The sequence below is a fragment of the Rhodoglobus vestalii genome (assembly GCF_006788895.1).
Lineage (GTDB): Bacteria > Actinomycetota > Actinomycetes > Actinomycetales > Microbacteriaceae > Rhodoglobus > Rhodoglobus vestalii.
On the sequence record NZ_VFRA01000001.1, the window covers coordinates 572,285 to 588,841 of the forward strand.

Consider the following 16,557-nt stretch of genomic DNA (forward strand, 5'->3'; position numbering starts at 1 on the left):
ACGATTAGCATAAAACGAAAACTAGACCAACTCTGCGGAACTCGCCACGACTGTTACCGTGTTGTTCTCCACAGAGAGGAATCCGTTATCTGCGTTTGCGGTGATTTGAGACCCATCTGTGGCAGTGACGCGAACCTCGCCCTTCGCCAGAATTGCGAGGATTGGTACGTGGCCGGGCAAAATTCCGATCTCACCTTCGGTGGTGCGCGCAATGAGCTGGCTCGCCTCTCCCGACCAGAGTTCCTGGTCGGCAGAGACGACGCTCACCGTGAGAACGGCCATTATTGGGCGTTCTCCTTTTGAATCTTTGCCCACTGCTCTTCAACATCGTTGATTCCACCGACGTTGAAGAACGCCTGCTCAGCGACGTGATCAAACTCACCCTTGACGATCGCGTCGAAGGACTCGATGGTCTCCTTGAGCGGAACGGTCGAACCGTCAACACCGGTGAACTTCTTCGCCATGTAGGTGTTCTGCGAGAGGAACTGCTGGATGCGGCGCGCACGCGAAACGCTGATCTTGTCTTCTTCAGAGAGCTCATCAACACCGAGAATCGCAATGATCTCCTGGAGTTCCTTGTTCTTCTGGAGGATTTGCTTCACGTTCGTGGCAACACGGTAGTGGTCGGCACCCAGGTAACGGGGGTCGAGGATGCGACTCGTTGAGGTGAGCGGGTCAACGGCGGGGTACAGACCCTTCGACGCGATTTCCCGGCTGAGCTCAGTCGTGGCATCCAAGTGGGCGAAGGTCGTTGCCGGTGCCGGGTCGGTGTAATCGTCAGCAGGAACATAAATTGCCTGAAGCGACGTAATTGAGTGACCACGCGTCGAGGTGATGCGCTCCTGAAGGATACCCATCTCGTCGGCAAGGTTCGGCTGGTAGCCCACGGCAGATGGCATACGACCCAAAAGGGTCGACACTTCGGATCCTGCCTGGGTGAAGCGGAAGATGTTGTCGATGAACAACAGAACGTCCTGCTTCTGCACGTCGCGGAAGTACTCAGCCATGGTGAGGGCCGAGAGCGCAACGCGGAGACGCGTTCCTGGCGGCTCATCCATCTGGCCGAAGACGAGTGCGGTCTTGTCGAAGACGCCCGCTTCATCCATTTCGGCGATGAGGTCGTTACCTTCACGGGTGCGCTCACCAACACCGGCGAATACGGAAACTCCACCGTGATCCTGAGCTACACGCTGGATCATTTCTTGGATCAGAACGGTCTTACCAACACCGGCACCACCGAACAGGCCAATTTTTCCGCCCTGCACGTAGGGGGTGAGGAGGTCAATAACTTTGATGCCCGTTTCGAAGAGTTCAGTCTTCGACTCGAGCTGGTCGAATGCCGGTGGCTTGCGGTGGATGGGCCAGCGCTCGGTGATCTCGACGGTTTCGCCGTTGACCTTGCCGTCTTCATCCGCGTTGAGGATGTCGCCGGTAACGTTGAACACCTTGCCCTTGGTGACATCACCAACGGGAACCGTGATCTGCTCGCCGGAGTCGCGAACTTCTTGGCCACGAACGAGTCCGTCTGTGGGCTTGAGCGCGATGGCGCGAACTACGTCGTCGCCGAGGTGCTGTGCGACCTCGAGCGTAATCTCCGTAGTTTCGCCACCAATGGTGACGTTGGTTTTGAGCGCATTGTAGATTCCGGGAATCGAATCGTGCGGGAACTCGACGTCCACAACGGGACCGATTACACGCGAGATGCGACCAATACCGGCAACAGTTGCTGCCGCCGTGTTAGCTGGCGCCTTCTTGGCTGGCGTTTTTTTGGCTGGGGCCTTCTTGGCCGGGGCTTTTTCAGTCATGGCTTCCCTATCTATGGTTCTTACTTAGCCGAGCTGAGGGCGTCCGCGCCGCCCACGATCTCGGAAATCTGCTGGGTGATCTCCGACTGACGCGCGTTGTTTGCCAAGCGCGTGTAGTCGTTGATGAGCTTGTCTGCGTTGTCGCTTGCAGACTTCATTGCCTTCTGCGTCGCAGCGTGTTTTGCAGCGGCAGACTGAAGCATGGCGTTAAAGATGCGGCTCTCGATGTAGACAGGCAGCAGGGCATCGAGCACCTTGTCTACCTCTGGTTCGAATTCGTAGAGCGGAAGCAAGTCACCTTTGTCGGGTGCTTCCACACCTTCAACGATCTCCAAGGGGAGTAGACGAACAACCTCTGGAACCTGCAGCAGCATGCTCACCAAGCGGTTGTAGACGATGTGGATCTCGTCTACTCCGCCTTCGCTTGCCGGCTGCAAGAACTTGCGCACGACGGCGTCGCCGATTTCTTTCGCAATCTCGAATACGGGCGAATCTGTTCCGCCGGTCCAAATTTGCTCAGCATCACGCTTACGGAAGGCAAAATACCCTGCGGCCTTTCGACCTACGAGGTAGTAAACAACTTGTTTGCCTTCGCGTTCGAGCCGAGCTGCGAGTTCGCCAGCTTCGCGGAGAACGTTCGTGTTGAACGCTCCCGCGAGACCACGGTCGCTCGAGAAGATGACGACTGCTGCGCGGTCGACAGTCTCTGGCTCGGTTGTCAGCACGTGATCGACGTTTGAGAAAGTCGCCACCGCCGAGACGGCGCGCGTGACGGCACGCGAGTACGGACCCGATGCGGCCACCCGCTGTTTCGCTTTCTGAATGCGCGACGCGGAGATCAGCTCCATCGCGCGTGTGATCTTCTTGGTCGTCTTGGCAGAACTAATTTTCTGCCGGTAGACCCGAAGTTGCGCTCCCATGGCTTTCTAACTTTCTATGTCGTGTTGGTCGATGATCACTTGTTCGATTATCACTTGTGCAGAGCTCAGCGCTTTTGCTTGACGATCTGCTCTTGGGCGATGTCTTCTTCAGCGATCTCTTCGAACTGCTCGGATCCGACAGAATTGAGCGTCTTGCCCTCGCCCGTCTGGAAGCCCAGCTTGAACTCGTCGACTGCGGCATCCATGTCAGCGATCAGCTGGTCATCGAGTACATTCTTCTCGCGGAGGGTGTCGAGTATCTTGGTGTTGCGTGCGAGGTGGTCGTGCAGTTCACTTTCGAAACGAAGAATGTCTTCGACAGGGACTTCGTCGAGTTTGCCGTTGGTGCCGGCCCAGATCGAAACAACTTGGTTCTCGACGGGGAACGGCGAGTACTGGGGCTGGCGAAGCAGCTCGGTGAGTCGTGCGCCTCGGGCAAGCTGGCGACGGCTGGTGGGGTCGAGGTCGGATGCGAACATCGCGAAGGCCTCGAGGGAGCGGTACTGAGCAAGCTCAAGCTTCAGCGTTCCTGAAACCTTCTTGATCGACTTCACCTGAGCGTCTCCGCCGACACGTGAGACCGAAATACCCACGTCAACGGCGGGGCGCTGGTTAGCGTTGAACAGGTCGGACTGCAGGAAGATCTGGCCGTCGGTGATCGAGATCACGTTGGTCGGGATATAGGCCGCAACGTCATTTGCTTTGGTCTCGATGATGGGAAGACCCGTCATCGAACCGGCACCGAGCTCATCGGAGAGCTTTGCACAACGCTCGAGGAGGCGAGAGTGCAGGTAGAACACGTCACCGGGGTATGCCTCACGCCCTGGCGGACGGCGAAGGAGAAGTGATACTGCCCGGTAGGCCTCAGCCTGCTTGGAGAGGTCATCGAAGATGATCAGTACGTGCTTGCCGCCGTACATCCAGTGCTGGCCAATGGCCGAACCGGTGTAGGGGGCGAGGTACTTGAAGCCGGCGGGGTCGGATGCGGGGGCGGCCACGATGGTGGTGTACTCCATGGCGCCGGCCTCTTCGAGCGCGCCCTTGACGGCAGCAATGGTCGAACCCTTTTGGCCGATAGCGACGTAGATGCAGCGAACCTGCTTGTTTTCGTCGCCGGACTCCCAGTTGTCTTTCTGGTTGATGATGGTGTCGATCGCGATGGCCGTTTTACCGGTCTGGCGGTCACCAATGATCAGCTGGCGCTGTCCGCGGCCGATCGGGATCATGGCATCGATTGCCTTGATTCCGGTCTGCATGGGCTCGTGCACACTCTTGCGGTCCATGACGCCGGGAGCTTGAAGCTCCAGCGCACGGCGAGTTTCAGCTGTGATCTCTCCGAGGCCATCAATGGGGGCACCCAGTGGGTCAACTACGCGACCGAGGAAGGCGTCTCCGACGGGTGCGGAGAGGACCTCGCCGGTGCGAGTAACTTCCATTCCTTCGACGATTCCGGCGAACTCACCGAGGATAACCACACCGATCTCGTCTTCGTCGAGGTTCTGGGCGAGGCCTAGGGTACCGTCAGCGAATCGAATGAGTTCGTTGGCCATCACGCCGGGGAGGCCGTCGACGTGCGCGATGCCGTCTGCGGCGTCTACGACGGTTCCGGTCTCGGTTGTCGCTGCCTTGCCAGGCTCGTAGGCCTTGACGAAGTCTTTGAGCGCGTCGCGGATCTCGTCCGGACTGATGCTGAGTTCTGCCATTGTGTTTTCCTATTCCGTGGAAAGGTCTGCTAACTCGCTAGCCCGCGAGTTGGATCTTGAGGTCGTTGAGCTTGGTGGCGATGCTGCCGTCGATGACTTCGTCGCCGATTTGAACGCGTACCCCACCGATGATCGAGGGGTCGAGACGCACGTTGAGCTTGAGCTCCCGTCCGTAATTCTTGGTGAGGCCGACACGCAAACGTTCGAGCTGCACAGGCGTGAGCGGCGCAGCGGTGGTGATCGTGGCGACTGATTGACCTGCTTGATCGGCCACGATGTTTGCGGCGGTAGAGACCAGTTCACCGATGCGGCGGCCGCGCGGCTGCTGAACAAGCTGGTCGATGATGACGACAGCCTGTTCTGACGCTTTGCCGGTGAGTAGTTCGTTCACCAATGCGGACTTCGACTCGGCAGAACCGAGTTTGCTTCCCACCGCCAGTTCGAGCTCTGAGTCGGACGAAACCGTTGTTCCGAAAGCGAACAACTCGTCGCCGATGGAAAGCTTCGCCGGAGCCGACTGAGCGATCAGTCGAATTCCGATCTCCTCGATTCCCGCAAGCAAATCGTCAGCATTCGACCAGCGGGCACCGACGATGGCGGAAAGTATGGTGCGCGTAGAGGCGCTCAGCGACGAGAAAACCGAACCGACTATTGCGGATTTGTCTTCCCGAGCGGTAGCAGGGTCGGCCAAAGCGGAACGCAACTGGGCTGAACTGCCGACGACGCGTCCTGCTTCGAACAGCTCTGTGCCAGTGGCCAGAGAGTTCTTGGCAGTGATCGATGCGAGAGCATCTTTCGCTGCGACAAGCGCTTCTCTCGTAGCTGATCCCACTACTTTGCCTTTGCCTTCTCTGAAGCTTCTAGGTCGGCCAAGAACTGATCGACGAGCGCGGAAGATTTCTTGTCGTCGGTCAGACTTTGCCCAATGACGCCCGACGCAAGATCGATGGCCAGTGAGCCAACCTCGGTGCGGAGCGATGCGAGAGCGGCTTGGCGTTCGGCCTCGATCGTGGCTTGTGCGTTCGCGGTGATGCGTGCAGCCTCTAGCGTTGCCTGCTCTTTGAGCTCGTTGACAATCGTGGTTCCTTCGAGACGTGCCTGTTCGCGAATCTTCGCGGCCTCAGCACGACCTTCAGCGAGCTGCGTCTTGTAGTGCTCAAGTGCCTCAGCAGCTTCAGCCTGAGCGATCTCAGCCTTCTTGATGCCACCCTCGATGGCGTCGGCGCGAGCATCCAGCGTCTTCGTCAAAGCAGGAAGAAACTTCTTCCAGAAGAAGAACAAAATGATAGCGAAGCAAACAGCCGACCAAATGATGTCGTAGCTTGCAGGAAAAAATAGGTTGGGCTCTTCTTCCGCCGCAGTCAGTAGTGCGCTAAGCATCCCAGCCTCCTCAGTCGGTTAGTGGTTACGGGAACGGGATGAATGCAACAGCGATCGCGATGAACGCGAGCGCCTCGATAAATGCAATACCGAGGAACATAAGACCGGTGAGACGGCCCTGAAGTTCTGGCTGGCGTGCTACCGACTCAACAGTCTTGCCAACAACGATGCCTACACCCAGAGCCGGTCCGATGGTTGCAATACCGAATGCGAGGGGGGCGATGTTTCCAGTCACTTCTGCGACGTTCATTTGTGTTTCCTTCCGTGGTTTTTTAATCCAGGCGGATGCCGGGATCGGTCTAGTGCTCTTCGACCAGCGCGAGCTGGATATAGACGCCCGTCAGGTATGTGAAGACATAAGCCTGAAGTAGCGCAACGAGGAGCTCGAAGATGGTGAAAATTAAGCCAAAAGCGAGGGTGCCAATGCTGAAGAGCCCAAACAGGCCACCAGCGGTGAACAAGAAGAATTGCGTCGCAGAGAAGCACAGCACGAGCAGCATGTGGCCCGCGATCATGTTCATCAGAAGTCGTAAAGTAAGAGTGACTGGACGAAGAATGAAGGTCGAGAGGAACTCAATCGGCGTAACGACTATGTACAGCAACGGCGGAACCCCTGCAGGGAACAAGGATGACTTGAAAAAGTTCATTCCCTGTTTCTTGATGCCCGCGTAGATGAAGGCGATGTACGCGACTACGGCGAGTACCAAGGGGACACCAATTACCGATGTGCCGGAAATGTTGAGCCCGGGAACAATGCCGGTGACGTTCATCGCAAACACCATAAAGAACATGGTCGCGAGCAGCGGCATATACCGCTTGCCCTCTTCTTTGCCAAGGGCACCATCAGCGATGTTCGACTGAACAAAGCCGACAGTCATCTCAATCAGGCTTTGGCCGCGGCCCGGGATCATGCGCATACGACGGGTACCGAGCCAGAAGAGCAAGATCAGGACGGCGACAGCAATAAAGCGGACCATCATGATTCGGTTAATCTCGAACGGTGTTCCCTCGAAGAGGAACGCTTGCGGGAAAAAGTCGACTAGCGAAGGACCGGTGAAACCCCCGTCGCCGGATCCGTCATCGGTGGCAAAGGGCGCTAGAAGTGTAAGAGCGTGATGTAACAGCGCTGTCTCCAGAATCGGGGCGTGCAGTCACGCGGCGAGAAAGTGGGGGTCGAATTGATCCAAATCCTATCAAGAGATTTACGCTCACGACGAATCAACTGGCGAATCCGACAGATTAGTTTGACGTCGAGCTACCTTCACCCGGTAGCTGGACACCGGGGACGTAGCTTTCGCGGGCGTGAACGAAGGCGAGCACATCGACAACAAGGCTGCCAGCGACCGCAGCGAGGACCGCGAAGAAAAATACCACTGGATCCAAGAACGGTTGCCCGCGCAGAATGACCAAAATCGTGATGAAAACGACGAACTTGAGCAGCCAGACGCCGAGCACGATTCCAAAGAACAGGGTGCTCGAAGGATCCCCTTTCGTTGCGCGCGACGCGAGCACAATGCTGCCAGCGGTGAGCCCCATGAAGAGCGCCGTAAGGCCGGCCCCGATCAAGGCACTGACCAGTCCAGAGCTGCCAGCAACAAGGAACCCAATTACCGACCCGAGCAAAGCTATGCCCACAGTCAGAATCGCGCCGTAGGCGAGCGCGCGGCCGAGGATGGCGGAAGACTTCATTCGATGGGTTCCTTTGAGTGGTGCGTTGGTGAGGTATCGGCGGATGCGGCATCCAAACCGTCGTAGCGTGCGTCGTCGGTGAGAGATTCTGGTTCCGGGCCGCCACGCTGTGCGGCGGCTTCGCGCGCTTTGCTTCGGCTCAGCGGAGCCAGAGTGATCGCGGCACACAACGCAAGCCCTGCAACGAACATGAGAGCCGCCCAACGCCACGGCACGAACGTGAACGCAAGCACTCCCACCGAGGCAACGGCGGTCCAGCTATAGAGAATCAGCACGGCGTGCAGATGCGAATGACCCATGTCGAGCAGGCGGTGGTGGAGGTGCTTGCGGTCAGCCGTAAACGGCGACTTTCCCGCACGCAGGCGGCGAATGATCGCGAGCCCGAAATCGAGCAGCGGGATAACGAGTACCGCCACGGGCAGCAGGATGGGGATGAAGGCAGGGAGGAAATCAAGGGTGAACTTGTCGGGCTGGGCCAGGTAGCTGGCATCCACCTGCCCGGTCACAGAAATTGCGGATGCCGCCATCAGGAGTCCGACCAGCAACGCTCCCGCGTCGCCCATAAACATCTTGGCGGGATGGAAGTTGATCGGAAGGAACCCTACACACGCGCCAATGAGGATTGCCGTGGTGAGTGACGCCAAGTTGAAGTATTCGGTCTGAGCTTGAGACTGCAACAGGTAGGCATAGACAAAGAAGACGCCGTTGGCGATCACCGCGACGCCCGCGACGAGCCCGTCGAGCCCGTCGATGAAATTGACGGCATTCATCACCAAGACAACGGCAAAGATTGTGATGATGAGAGAAACGTACGGAGAAACGATGGTCTGGCCGCCAATGGGCAGAGTGGACAGCTGCACGCCCTGCCAAGCGAGCACCCCTGCTGCGATGATCTGGCCGGCAAGCTTGGTTAGCCAATCAAGATCCCAAATATCGTCGGCGACACCAATAATCACGATGATCAGCGCGGCGCCCAACAAACCAAATACTTTGCCCGGCTCGTTGAAGATGAGCGAGAAGTTGCCCAGAGTGGAGGCCACCGCAAAGGCCACCAGAATGCCAAAGAACATCGCCACCCCACCAAGGCGCGGGGTGGGGCGAGTATGAACATCGCGCTGGCGAACCTGGGGGTAAAGCCGATACTTGAGGCTCAGCTTGAGCACCAATAGCGCGAGCGCATAGGTAACGATCGCCGCGATCCCTGCGACGAGCAGATAGAAAATTATTCGCAACGATCGGCCCCGATCAGTTGACGGATAGCGTCGGCCGAGATGACGCCCTCCCGCACAATGCGCAACTTGCCGTCTTCATGCAGCAGCCCCGTGGCATCAACGATGGTCGACGCAAGTTCGCCGCTCTCACCATTATCGAGGTATACGGATACCGAGTCACCGAGCATTTCTTGAGCTCGCACTGCTGTGCGAGCCGCAGGAAGACCTGTGCTGTTGGCGCTCGAGACCGCAAGCGGGCCAGTCTCAGACAGAAGTTCAAGGGCGATGCGGTTTGACGGCATCCGCAAAGCAACCGTGCCGTGGGTCTCCCCCAGGTCCCAACTGAGCGAAGGCTGCGCCGGCAAAATAATCGTCAGGCCACCGGGCCAAAATTCGGCGACCAGAGTGCGCACCTCATCGGGGACCGCCGCAGCAAGAGCGTCGAGGGTCGGGATGCCCGGAATCAGCACGGGCGGAGGGGACTGGCGAGTGCGCCCCTTTGCATCGATCAGTTTCTGCACGGCCGCGGGTTGGAACGCATCCGCAGCAACGCCATAGACAGTGTCAGTGGGTATGACAACGAGATCACCTCGACCGAGGGCAACGCGAGCGAGCCGCATGCCGGTGAGAAGCTGAGCATCGTCTGCGCAATCGTAAAGGTCATCCATGTCCCCAATATGGTACCGGTCTAAACAGTGAAAGACTGAGCACGACTAACAGATAGTGATGGCCAACAATGACGCTGCTTTTCATCTTTGACATGGATGACGTGCTCTACGACTACGACTGGCGAGCGCGAATGGCCGCAATGAGTGAGTTGACCAGCCTCAGCTTTCTCGAACTGCGCCGCCTCTGGTGGCACCACGACGGCGAAATCGGAGCCGAAGCAGGCCTTTATCGGACCGGGCACGAGTACCTCGCCGCCTTCGAAGAAGCAATCGGGCAAAAAGTGGATGTCGACCGCTGGGTCGAAATCAGGGCCGCCGCAATGACACCGTGGCCCGATTCGCTCGCCGCCGCACGACGCGCTTCAGAACTGGGTCAGGTAACCCTGCTCACCAACAACGGCGCCCTTCTCGGCGACCACCTTCCGACGCTGGCCCCAGAACTTGTCGATATCTTTGGCAATCACCTGCGCACCTCAAGCCACTACGGCGCGCGCAAGCCTGACCCCGTGGTGTACGAGCGCACGCTCGAGGCCTACGGAATAAAAGCCGGTAACGCGTTCTTCGTCGATGATCGGGAAGAGAACATTGTTGGCGCACAAGGGATCGGAATCACCGGCCACCAGTTTCTCGACGGGGCCGGGTTGCACGCAGCGATCGAAGAGTTCGCCCAAGCGCGCGCCTAGCACCGCGAGTAAAAGCTACAGCAGCGCGGTCGTGGCTCGGTCTCGCCCGAGCAGGTCCCTGTGGTGGGCTACGGCGTTCCAGCCGTCTGCCGTGAGCAGCGCGGCAATCGCCGATGCCTGCTCTTCGCCATGCTCAAGCACGAGAGTGCCGCCCTGGTGAAGCAAACGGCGCGCTGTCGTTGACACGCGGCGCACCACATCCAGGCCATCTTCGCCGCCGTAGAGAGCCAATGCTGGGTCGTGAAGTTGAACCTCTAAATCGCGCGGTATGGCGGCCGCAGGAATGTAGGGCGGGTTCGAGATTACAACGTCAACGGTGCCATCGAGCTCGGCAAGCGCTTCACCCAGATCGGCGTTCACCAGGGTGGCATTGGTGAGGCCGTAGCGGTGAAAGTTCTGAGCTGTGTACGGCATCGCCTCGGGGGAAAGTTCGACAGCGTAGATGCGTGAACGAATAACCTCGGTGGCCATTGACAGCGCAATGGCCCCGCTGCCGGTGCCGAGATCGACACCGATTGGCTCGGGCGTGGCACTGGCATTGAGAGCGTCGATCGCGAACTGCACGACCGTTTCTGTTTCTGGTCGCGGCACAAAAACACCGGGACCGACCCGCAACTCGAGGCTGCGAAACGGCGCGATCCCCGTGATGTGCTGCAGGGGTTCGCGGGCAGCCCGGCGAGCAAAAAGTGCGCGGATTTGAGTGTGCAACACTGGCGGCACCGTTGCACCGGTCACCGCTCGCGCTCGAAGCTCCCCCCGGCTCAGCTCGAGCACATGGGCAACAAGAAGCTCCGCATCAACCGCCGGGCTGGGCACTCCCCCAACGCTCAAGAGCTCAGCGCCATTGCCAATAAGGTCCGTGACGCTGATGTTGTGGTCGGCCGTCAATTCATGTTCTCGACAATCACTTGTTGTGCTCGGCAGTCACTGCGTTGCTTAGGAGTCGTTGCCGATTTCTGCCAGCCGTGCCTCTTCATCGGCGATGATGCACGACTGGATGACCGGCTCCATCGCTCCGTTAATGGCCTGATCAAGGTTGTAGGCCTTGTAGCCGGTGCGATGATCAGCGATGCGGTTTTCGGGGAAGTTGTAGGTGCGAATGCGCTCCGAACGATCCATTGTGCGGATCTGACTCTTGCGGTATTCGCTCGCCTTAGCATCCGCCTCTTCCTGATACCGCGCAAGGATGCGCGCCCGCAGCACTCGCATGCCGGCTTCACGGTTTTGCAGTTGCGATTTCTCGTTCTGCATCGCCACGACGATGCCGGTCGGAAGGTGAGTAATGCGAACAGCGGAGTCAGTGGTGTTGACCGACTGACCGCCGGGACCCGATGACCGATAGACGTCAATCTTGAGATCGTTGGCATGAATCTCAACCTCTTCGGGCTCGTCTACCTCAGGGAATACGAGCACACCTGCAGCCGAGGTGTGGATGCGACCCTGAGATTCGGTGGCTGGCACGCGCTGAACGCGATGCACACCCCCTTCATATTTCAGGTGGGCCCACACGCCCTCAGCGGGATCGCTTGACGAACCCTTGATCGCCAGTTGAGCGTCTTTGATGCCGCCGAGGTCACTCGACGTCTGTGAAATAATCTCCGTCTTCCACTTCTTCGACTCGGCGTAGTGCAAGTACATACGCAGCAGGTCGCCGGCGAAGAGAGCCGATTCGGCTCCGCCCTCACCCATCTTGATTTCCATGATCACGTCACGAGAATCGTTGGGATCTCGGGGAATCAGAATGCGGCGAAGCTTCTCTTGAACGGCTTCGAGCGTCTCTGTGAGCCCCGGAATTTCGGCAGCAAACGACTCATCTTCATCAGCCATTTCGGTGGCTGCCGCAAGGTCATCCGTCAACTGACGCCACTGGTGGTACGCAGCAACAATGCGCGACAACTCCGCGTAGCGACGGTTGACTTTCTTTGAGCGGACCGGGTCAGAGTGGAGCTCGGGGTCAGCAAGCTGACCCTCGAGATCCTCGTGCTCGGTCAGCAGCGTTTGTACTGACTCGAACATTGTTAGTCCTCTTTTTTGCCGTTGGTGGTCGGAAGTGACTTCTGGATCTGCATGAGGAACTCGACGTTCGACTGCGTGTCCTTTAGCTTATTCAACACGATCTCGAGGGCTGCCTGCTGATCGAGACCGGCAAGGGCACGACGCAGGTTCCAGGTGACCTTCACTTCGTCGGCGCCGAGAAGCATCTCTTCACGACGGGTTCCGGATGCGTTGACATCGACCGCCGGGAAGATGCGCTTGTCGGCGAGCTGGCGCGACAGACGCAGTTCCATGTTGCCGGTGCCCTTGAACTCTTCGAAGATCACTTCATCCATCTTCGAACCGGTCTCAACGAGCGCGGTCGCGATGATGGTGAGCGAGCCACCCTCTTCAACATTGCGGGCCGCACCGAAGAAACGCTTCGGTGGGTACAGCGCTGCGGAATCAACTCCACCAGACAGCACCCGACCTGATTGTGGCGCGGTGAGGTTGTAGGCACGACCGAGGCGCGTGATCGAGTCGAGCAGCACGACAACGTCGTGACCGAGCTCGACAAGACGCTTGGCGCGCTCAATCGCGAGTTCTGCAACCGTGGTGTGATCTTCAGCTGGCCGGTCGAAGGTGGAAGCGATAACTTCACCCTTGACGGTGCGCTGCATGTCGGTGACCTCTTCGGGACGCTCGTCAACGAGAACAACCATGAGGTGAACCTCGGGGTTGTTCTTGGAGATCGCGTTCGCGATGGCCTGCAAGACCTGCGTCTTGCCTGCCTTCGGCGGCGAAACGATGAGGCCACGCTGGCCCTTACCGATGGGCGCCGCGAGGTCGATGATCCGAGTCGACAGCATCGATGGCTCGGTCTCGAGACGCAGACGCTCCTGCGGGTAGAGCGGGGTGAGCTTGCCGAATTCAACGCGGTTCGCCGCTTCTTCAACGGGAAGCCCGTTGATGGAGTCGATGCGCACAATGGCGTTGTACTTCTGGCGGCCCTGGTTGTTGTCGCCCTCGCGTGGCTGGCGGATTGCACCAACAACAGCGTCGCCCTTGCGCAGGTTGTACTTCTTGACCTGACCGAGCGAGACGTAAACATCGCTGTTGCCGGGAAGGTATCCGGTGGTACGCACAAAAGCGTAGTTGTCGAGAACGTCGAGGATGCCGGCAACCGGAATCAGTACGTCATCTTCGGTGATCTCGGGCTCAAAGTCGTCACCCAGGTTTCCGCGGCCGCGCTTGCGGTCACGGTAACGGCCACGACCGCCGCGCTCAGAGTCAGCGTCATTGCCGCGCGAGTCATCGTTGTTGCCGTTGTTGTTATTGCCGCGGTTGTCACGGTTCTCACGATTATCGCGCGGTTCACGGTTCTCACGAGGCTCGTTGCCACCGCCGTTGTTCCCGCGACGGTTGTTGTTCTGACGGCCCGAGCCGTCGTTGTTTTGACCGTTGCGGCTGCGGTTACGGTTGCGGTTGCGACCCGAACCCGACTCGTTGTCGGAGTTGTTGTCACCGTCGTTGTCGTTGTTGTTGTCACCGTCGTTGTCGTTGTCGTTGTCGGAATCGGACTCCGAAGATCCGCGGCCAGAATTGCTGTTCTTGTCGCTCTTGTCGCCACTCTTGTCCGCACTGTCAGAGCTGTTATCGCGCTTGTTGCGACCAGCGCTGCGGCCCTTGCCGGAGTCGCTAGTCTTGTCGCTGTTCTTGTCAGCGTCGCTCTTCTTGTCGGCATCGCGCTGGGCGTCCGACTGGGCGTCGCTCGACTTAGCATCGCTCGACTTAGCATCGGTCGAAGCACCATTCTTGGCGTCATCGTGTGACGCTGCAGGGGCTTCTGCTGCGCGGCTAGAACTGCGACGGTTGCGCTTAGGCGCTGCCTCAGCGGCGGGAGCATCGGATGCTGCTGCCGAGTCGGCAGCACCGGTGGAGCCTGTTGCGGCCTCCGATTCACTTGCTGCGGGAGCCGCGTCGACCTTCTTCTTGCGGGCAGCCGTCTTCGGCTTCTGCTCGCCTGCCGGTGCCGCGGAGTCGTTCATGGGTGAATCAGTTTTCGCTACCTGCGGGGCTCCCGCGGGAACCTCGACGCCGGCAATGGCGGCTCCATCGGTGCTCGTGACGCGGCGCGAAGCACGCTTGCGTGCCGGAGCTGCGGCTGTCTCCGCAGCGGCGGGTGCGGATGATTCGGTGTTGCTGTTCTTCTCGTTGATTGCGTTCACGAGATCTCCTTTGCGAAGTTTTGATGCACCGGTGATGCCGCGTTCGGCTGCCATTGCGTGAAGCTCGGGCAGTCGCAACGCGCTCAGCGCGGCACGGGAATCCACGCTAGATGCGTGGTTATTGACGTCAGTCACTACTTGGGGTTCCTTTCCCCGACCACGCTTTCGAGCGATGGCGGAGAGCTAGTCGCTCACCGATGTCTACGCGGATGCGCAGGAATCTAATTCGGGGATGCGACGGGGTGAAGTGCAACCGGGATGCTACGACTACGCCGTAACTTCTACCTGGTGCTCATTTACTGTAGCACCTTTGAAGTCCACGGCTAAGAGAAGACATTCCCACGAAGCGGCCGCGTGCTCCTTGACCAGAGCCATCGCCTCAAGGCGTCGGGCCGGGTCATCGGCGAGCACCAAGACAGAGGGTCCGGCACCCGAAACTACGGCGGCGTGACCGTGAGAGCGCAGCATCCGAATCAATTCGGTCGTTTGCGGCATCGCCGCTGCCCGGTAATCCTGGTGGAGTCGGTCACCGGTAGCTTCGAGAAGCAACTCTGGGCTCTGAGCGAGCGCCGCTATGAGCAGTGCGGCGCGTGAAATGTTGTAGACAGCATCGGCGTAGGGCACCGTTTCGGGCTGGAGGCTGCGGGCGTGTGCTGTCGAGACTTGAGAGTCGGGAACGCACACCAGCGGTGAGACCCCGCGGTGCACGATCAGTTTCTTCGCCTGCGGCCCCGTCTCGGTGCTCCACGCGATCGTGAGCCCACCCAAGAGCGCGGGCGCGACATTGTCGGGGTGCCCCTCGAGCTCGGTTGCAAGAATGAGGAGGGTTGCGGCATCCATCTCAACGATGCCGGCAAGCAGTCCCTTCGCTGCCATGACTCCGGAGACAATTGCTGCCGCAGATGAGCCGAGCCCACCACCGTGGGGAATGATGTTATTTGCCTGCACGTGGAGGGCAGGGAGGTGCTGCGCGAAGTGGGTGAAGCAGTGCTGAATCGCCTGAATAACGAGGTTTGATTCGTCCGTTGCCACGATGCCAGCACCCACACCGGTCACGACGATTGTGACACCGGTTCCCTCGACCGCTGTGACGATGAGCTCGTCATAGTGTGAGAGGGCTAACCCCAGAGTGTCGAATCCTGGCCCCAGATTTGCTGAGGTCGCCGGCACGCGCACAACAACGCTGCGACCGACCAGCGAAGTCATGCCTTGGCCAGCCCCAACACGCTTGCGACCTCTGCCGTGTCAACGGGAACGATCGTCGGGGTGATGTCATCCCCACTGGCGGTTTTGAGCGCCCACTGCGGGTCCTTCAAACCGTGACCGGTAACCGTGAGAACGACCGTTGACCCGCGCGGAATCTGACCAGCCTCGGCACGCTCGAGCAAACCAGCGACGCTGATGGCGGATGCCGGCTCCACAAAGATGCCAACCTCGGCCGACAAAATACGCTGGGCTTCCAGAATCTTGGCATCGCTGATGGCACCGAAGTAACCATGAGAAACCGTGTGCGCTTCCGTCGCGAGGTGCCACGACGCGGGGTTACCGATGCGGATCGCGCTGGCGATCGTCTCGGGATTCTTGACGACTTCGCCCAGCACGATCGGTGCGCTGCCCTCGGCTTGGAAGCCAAACATGCGCGGAAGCTTGGTGGTGGCCGAACGTGCAAGTTCTTCGCTGTAGCCACGGAAGTAGGCGGTGTAGTTTCCGGCATTACCGACCGGCACGATGTGGAAGTCGGGAGCATCGCCCAAGACTTCGACGACCTCAAATGCTGCCGTTTTCTGGCCCTCGATACGGTCGGGGTTCACCGAGTTCACGAGGTGCACCGGGTAGTTGTCGGCAAGGTCACGAGCGATATCGAGGCAGTCGTCGAAGTTGCCCTGCACCTGAATGAGTTCGCCGTTATGGGCGACGGCCTGACTGAGCTTGCCCATCGCAATCTTGCCTTCGGGCACGAGAACTGCCGCCGTGATTCCCGCGTGGGCGGCGTAGGCCGCGGCCGACGCCGACGTATTACCGGTCGACGCGCAGATGACAGCCTTTGCGCCGTGCTCGACAGCCTTCGAGATCGCCATCGTCATACCGCGGTCTTTAAAGGAGCCCGTAGGGTTCATTCCCTCGAACTTCACCCACACGTTGGCTCCCGTGCGCTGAGACAGTGCCGGTGCCGGAATCAGGGGGGTTCCGCCTTCGCCGAGCGTGATGATCGGGGTGGACTCCGAGATATTCAGACGATCGGCATACTCGTGAAGCACGCCGCGCCATTGCCGGTTCCTGATTTCGCTACCCACTG

At 59.2% G+C, this 16,557-nt stretch carries 17 protein-coding genes; 1 reads left to right on the plus strand and 16 read right to left on the minus strand.

From position 1 onward, the window contains the following. Positions 1-21 precede the first annotated feature (21 nt). The 11 genes from FB472_RS02760 to FB472_RS02810 form a co-directional block, all read right to left on the minus strand. A complete protein-coding gene (locus FB472_RS02760) occupies positions 22-282 on the minus strand; it encodes a F0F1 ATP synthase subunit epsilon (protein ID WP_021809791.1) in 261 nt (86 codons plus the stop codon). Continuing rightward, positions 282-1,805 carry a F0F1 ATP synthase subunit beta gene (atpD, locus tag FB472_RS02765; protein WP_246078044.1) on the minus strand — a complete coding sequence of 508 codons (1,524 nt, stop codon included), beginning with the start codon at positions 1,803-1,805 and terminating at the stop codon, positions 282-284. Before atpD ends, FB472_RS02760 begins: the two co-directional genes overlap by 1 nt. A 20-nt stretch (positions 1,806-1,825) precedes the next feature. Continuing rightward, positions 1,826-2,725 (minus strand): F0F1 ATP synthase subunit gamma, encoded by a 900-nt coding sequence (locus tag FB472_RS02770; RefSeq protein WP_141989556.1) that lies wholly within the window; start codon positions 2,723-2,725, stop codon positions 1,826-1,828. 65 nt (positions 2,726-2,790) lie between these two features. Then, positions 2,791-4,428, minus strand: a complete 1,638-nt coding sequence (atpA, locus tag FB472_RS02775; protein WP_141989557.1) for a F0F1 ATP synthase subunit alpha — start codon at positions 4,426-4,428, stop codon at positions 2,791-2,793. A gap of 37 nt (positions 4,429-4,465) precedes the next feature. After that, positions 4,466-5,260, minus strand: coding sequence for a F0F1 ATP synthase subunit delta (locus FB472_RS02780; RefSeq protein ID WP_141989558.1), 795 nt, complete (start codon positions 5,258-5,260; stop codon positions 4,466-4,468). Further along, the gene (locus tag FB472_RS02785) at positions 5,260-5,808 is read right to left on the minus strand and encodes a F0F1 ATP synthase subunit B (protein WP_141989559.1); all 549 of its coding nucleotides are present in this window, start codon (positions 5,806-5,808) and stop codon (positions 5,260-5,262) included. The genes FB472_RS02780 and FB472_RS02785 overlap by 1 nt, the downstream gene beginning before the upstream one ends. 25 nt (positions 5,809-5,833) lie before the next feature. Then, the gene (atpE, locus tag FB472_RS02790) at positions 5,834-6,058 is read right to left on the minus strand and encodes an ATP synthase F0 subunit C (protein WP_141989560.1); all 225 of its coding nucleotides are present in this window, start codon (positions 6,056-6,058) and stop codon (positions 5,834-5,836) included. A 49-nt stretch (positions 6,059-6,107) separates the two neighbouring features. Then, a complete protein-coding gene (gene atpB, locus FB472_RS02795; RefSeq protein WP_170192108.1) occupies positions 6,108-6,959 on the minus strand; it encodes a F0F1 ATP synthase subunit A in 852 nt (283 codons plus the stop codon). Between the two features lie 88 nt (positions 6,960-7,047). Beyond that, positions 7,048-7,497 carry a Cg1360 family ATP-synthase-associated protein gene (locus tag FB472_RS02800; protein WP_141989562.1) on the minus strand — a complete coding sequence of 150 codons (450 nt, stop codon included), beginning with the start codon at positions 7,495-7,497 and terminating at the stop codon, positions 7,048-7,050. Then, positions 7,494-8,723 (minus strand): MraY family glycosyltransferase, encoded by a 1,230-nt coding sequence (locus FB472_RS02805; protein WP_215730465.1) that lies wholly within the window; start codon positions 8,721-8,723, stop codon positions 7,494-7,496. Before FB472_RS02805 ends, FB472_RS02800 begins: the two co-directional genes overlap by 4 nt. After that, the gene (locus FB472_RS02810; RefSeq protein ID WP_141989564.1) at positions 8,720-9,376 is read right to left on the minus strand and encodes an L-threonylcarbamoyladenylate synthase; all 657 of its coding nucleotides are present in this window, start codon (positions 9,374-9,376) and stop codon (positions 8,720-8,722) included. Before FB472_RS02810 ends, FB472_RS02805 begins: the two co-directional genes overlap by 4 nt. Positions 9,377-9,444: 68 nt before the next feature. Here FB472_RS02810 and FB472_RS02815 point away from each other — a divergent pair, with 68 nt between their 5' ends. Next, positions 9,445-10,059 (plus strand): HAD-IA family hydrolase, encoded by a 615-nt coding sequence (locus tag FB472_RS02815; protein ID WP_141989565.1) that lies wholly within the window; start codon positions 9,445-9,447, stop codon positions 10,057-10,059. Between the two features lie 15 nt (positions 10,060-10,074). Here FB472_RS02815 and prmC read toward each other — a convergent pair whose 3' ends face one another. The 5 genes from prmC to thrC all read right to left on the minus strand — a co-directional run bounded on the left by prmC (position 10,075) and on the right by thrC (position 16,555). Then, positions 10,075-10,947 (minus strand): peptide chain release factor N(5)-glutamine methyltransferase, encoded by an 873-nt coding sequence (gene prmC, locus FB472_RS02820; RefSeq protein WP_141989566.1) that lies wholly within the window; start codon positions 10,945-10,947, stop codon positions 10,075-10,077. 48 nt (positions 10,948-10,995) lie between these two features. Next, positions 10,996-12,075 carry a peptide chain release factor 1 gene (prfA, locus tag FB472_RS02825; RefSeq protein WP_141989567.1) on the minus strand — a complete coding sequence of 360 codons (1,080 nt, stop codon included), beginning with the start codon at positions 12,073-12,075 and terminating at the stop codon, positions 10,996-10,998. A 2-nt stretch (positions 12,076-12,077) separates the two neighbouring features. Continuing rightward, on the minus strand, positions 12,078-14,396 hold the full coding sequence (rho, locus tag FB472_RS02830; RefSeq protein ID WP_141989568.1) for a transcription termination factor Rho: 2,319 nt from the start codon (positions 14,394-14,396) through the stop codon (positions 12,078-12,080). Between the two features lie 132 nt (positions 14,397-14,528). After that, positions 14,529-15,467: a homoserine kinase gene (gene thrB, locus FB472_RS02835; RefSeq protein ID WP_141989569.1), complete on the minus strand. Its 939-nt coding sequence runs from the start codon at positions 15,465-15,467 to the stop codon at positions 14,529-14,531. Then, complete coding sequence (gene thrC / locus FB472_RS02840) at positions 15,464-16,555, minus strand: threonine synthase (RefSeq protein ID WP_141989570.1); 1,092 nt, start codon at positions 16,553-16,555, stop codon at positions 15,464-15,466. The genes thrB and thrC overlap by 4 nt, the downstream gene beginning before the upstream one ends. Positions 16,556-16,557: the final 2 nt, after the last annotated feature.

Bases quoted from the DNA above. Each gene is read 5' to 3' on its own strand.
- prfA (WP_141989567.1), bottom strand. From the start codon at position 12,075: ATGTTCGAGTCAGTACAAACGCTGCTGACCGAGCACGAGGATCTCGAG.
- atpD (WP_246078044.1), bottom strand. From the start codon at position 1,805: ATGACTGAAAAAGCCCCGGCCAAGAAGGCCCCAGCCAAAAAAACGCCA.
- FB472_RS02770 (WP_141989556.1), bottom strand. From the start codon at position 2,725: ATGGGAGCGCAACTTCGGGTCTACCGGCAGAAAATTAGTTCTGCCAAG.
- FB472_RS02815 (WP_141989565.1), top strand. From the start codon at position 9,445: ATGACGCTGCTTTTCATCTTTGACATGGATGACGTGCTCTACGACTAC.
- atpE (WP_141989560.1), bottom strand. From the start codon at position 6,058: ATGAACGTCGCAGAAGTGACTGGAAACATCGCCCCCCTCGCATTCGGT.
- FB472_RS02800 (WP_141989562.1), bottom strand. From the start codon at position 7,497: ATGAAGTCTTCCGCCATCCTCGGCCGCGCGCTCGCCTACGGCGCGATT.
- FB472_RS02810 (WP_141989564.1), bottom strand. From the start codon at position 9,376: ATGGATGACCTTTACGATTGCGCAGACGATGCTCAGCTTCTCACCGGC.
- atpA (WP_141989557.1), bottom strand. From the start codon at position 4,428: ATGGCAGAACTCAGCATCAGTCCGGACGAGATCCGCGACGCGCTCAAA.
- FB472_RS02785 (WP_141989559.1), bottom strand. From the start codon at position 5,808: ATGCTTAGCGCACTACTGACTGCGGCGGAAGAAGAGCCCAACCTATTT.
- FB472_RS02760 (WP_021809791.1), bottom strand. From the start codon at position 282: ATGGCCGTTCTCACGGTGAGCGTCGTCTCTGCCGACCAGGAACTCTGG.
- thrB (WP_141989569.1), bottom strand. From the start codon at position 15,467: ATGACTTCGCTGGTCGGTCGCAGCGTTGTTGTGCGCGTGCCGGCGACC.